Source organism: Marinicella pacifica (genome assembly GCF_014636635.1).
Taxonomy (GTDB): Bacteria; Pseudomonadota; Gammaproteobacteria; order Xanthomonadales; family Marinicellaceae; genus Marinicella; species Marinicella pacifica.
In genome coordinates, this window is the sequence record NZ_BMEO01000032.1 from 1 (window position 1) to 2,408 (window position 2,408).

The following is a 2,408-nucleotide window of genomic DNA, read 5'->3' on the forward strand; positions in this document are numbered from 1 at the left end:
ATTAATATACCGCATTTTGCTATGAGTAACTTCTTGTTTTTCAACTATTTTCTAAATGCACCACGGGTATTTTGATATATTTTTTTATTTCAAAATTAAAGTTTACCAAACAGATTGCTTTATCAAAAATAGTTAAATTTAAAGCGCTTATTTATATATCAGTATTTATAGCAATATTTATATTTTCCATTTTTGTATCATATGAGAGAACTAACCCAAAAAAGTGGATTAATGAGCCTTTTTTAAGTGCTTTAGCTGAGAATAACAGTGAGTTTATAAAAGTTAAAAATAGAAGAGAAATTTTATTGGACAAGAAAGAGAGGCAGTATTATTTTTCCTCATTAGAAAACAAAATAAAAACTAACAAGCCACAAAGAAATATTATTTTAATTATAGTTGATGGCTTAAGAGCCGATAGAATGAGTTTATACGGTTATGAAAAATATACGACGCCAAACTTAAATGAACTTATAAGCAATAATTTCTTTCAGTATATAAAAATCTTTACGTCAACGTGTTCAGATTCAGTATGTGGAATATATTCAATTTTAAGCTCAAGAAGATATGATGAATTTGGCTTTGGTTTGTTGGATCTTACAGAAGTATTAAAAACAATAGGATATGAAGTTTTTTTTATTTTAAGTTCAAATCATAGTTATATGTCCCTAAAGCAATTATACGGAGAATCCATTGATGTGTTTCACGATGGCATTAGTTTTAAGGATTCTGTTTCAATTAACGACGATTATGGGGTAATACAAAAGTTAGAAACAATAGATTCATACACAGAACAACCACGGTTTTTCTATTTGCATTTTATGTCGGCGCACTTGCTTGGCAAGATTAAAGAAGAGTTTGCTATTTATAAGCCTTATTCTAAACAAACACCTGCTTTATTAAGCAGCCTAAATAATGTTGACTATAATCATTACTTAGAGAAAATATCTAACGGATATAACAATGGAGTTTTGCAAGCTGACTACTATATAAAAAAATCATTAGATATACTTAAAGACAAAGGATACCTCGCTAATAGCTTGGTGGTTATTACTGGAGATCATGGAGAAGGTTTGGGTGAACGAGGTAATTTTTCACATACTTTTAATTTATATCAGGAAGATATTAATGTCCCATTTTTATGGCATAGTGAGGGTTGTAACTTAAAAACTTTAGATTATGGAACTCATATTGATATTGCTCCAACTATTTTAGATTGTTTAAATTTACCTATTCCAATGACATGGAAGGGAAATTCATTAATATCTAAACCACAAAACAAAAGGCTTACTTATCATCAGACAGTTAGGATAGATAAAGTTGTCATGGTAATAGAAGAGTCAAAAAATCATTTATATAAGCTTATGGCAAATTATTCTGGCAGTGACTTTAGCAAATTTCGTCTGTTTGATATTTATAATGACCCTAAAGAACAAATAAATTTAATTAATAAAATTGATCCTAAGCATTTGGAATATTTAAAGTATAAGTTAGTGTCATACTTTAGTGAGGAATAAATAATGCAAAGCATGCTGAGATGCACAACACGTCTTGGTTTGTAAATTAAGTTATTTTTTCTGTCTATAAATATGATTATTTTTTGGAATTTAATAATTGTAAAATAAATAAAAAATAATGAAGACCCAATCAGGTCAAATCCTCAACTGGAATACAGAAAAAGGCTTTGGTTTTATCCAGCCCGATGCCGGTGGCAAGCATGTTTTTGCGCATATCAATGATTACAGTCAAAGACATAAACCACCGGTTAAAGGCCTGGCTGTTAATTATGCCCTGTCCGAAGATTCAAAAGGCCGGGCTTGTGCGGTCAATGTGATACCGATTAAAGGCCATAAAAAAAGTGGGATTCATACAAAACAAAAGAATTTTGCCGCTATATTGGCGGTTGTCTTTTCTTTGTTTTTGGCCGTAATTTATTTTTCAAAGATTATTCCAATTCATATTGTGGGTATCTATGTGGTGATGAGTTTTTTAACTTTTTTATTGTATGCGCACGATAAAAAAGCAGCGGGGCGGGATGCTTGGCGTACACAGGAAAGTACTTTACACCTGTTTTCTATATTGGGCGGCTGGCCCGGGGCTTTACTGGCGCAGGCGTTTATTCGGCATAAAAGTAAAAAACTGTCTTTTAAAATCGTTCTCTGGCTAACGGTTTTGATTAATTGTGTTGTTTTGTATTGGCTGATAACGTCTGATGGTAAATTATCGTTTGATGCTGTGGTTATAGGATTAAATGACTTATTGCTTTAGCTTTTGGCGAAACTTATCTTTTGCGAACAATTCAATCTTCTTCGAACAAATCTTCAATGTCACGGTCATTAAACAAGGACATATATGAACGCCCCATTTATTTCAATGGTTTTTAGTTAACTTTAGCCTTTTGGCCAATGCTC

2 protein-coding genes are annotated in these 2,408 nt (G+C 31.6%); both read left to right on the plus strand.

Annotated features, from left to right (window positions below; translation table 11 throughout):
• Positions 1-71 precede the first annotated feature (71 nt).
• Complete coding sequence (locus IEV16_RS13240; protein WP_188366195.1) at positions 72-1,514, plus strand: sulfatase-like hydrolase/transferase; 1,443 nt, start codon at positions 72-74, stop codon at positions 1,512-1,514.
• Positions 1,515-1,632: 118 nt separating this feature from the next.
• A complete protein-coding gene (locus IEV16_RS13245) occupies positions 1,633-2,265 on the plus strand; it encodes a cold shock and DUF1294 domain-containing protein (protein ID WP_188366196.1) in 633 nt (210 codons plus the stop codon).
• Positions 2,266-2,408: the final 143 nt, after the last annotated feature.

What these genes read in the sequence shown, in the direction of transcription:
- IEV16_RS13245 (WP_188366196.1), top strand. Translation starts at nt 1,633, where the DNA reads ATGAAGACCCAATCAGGTCAAATCCTCAACTGGAATACAGAAAAAGGC.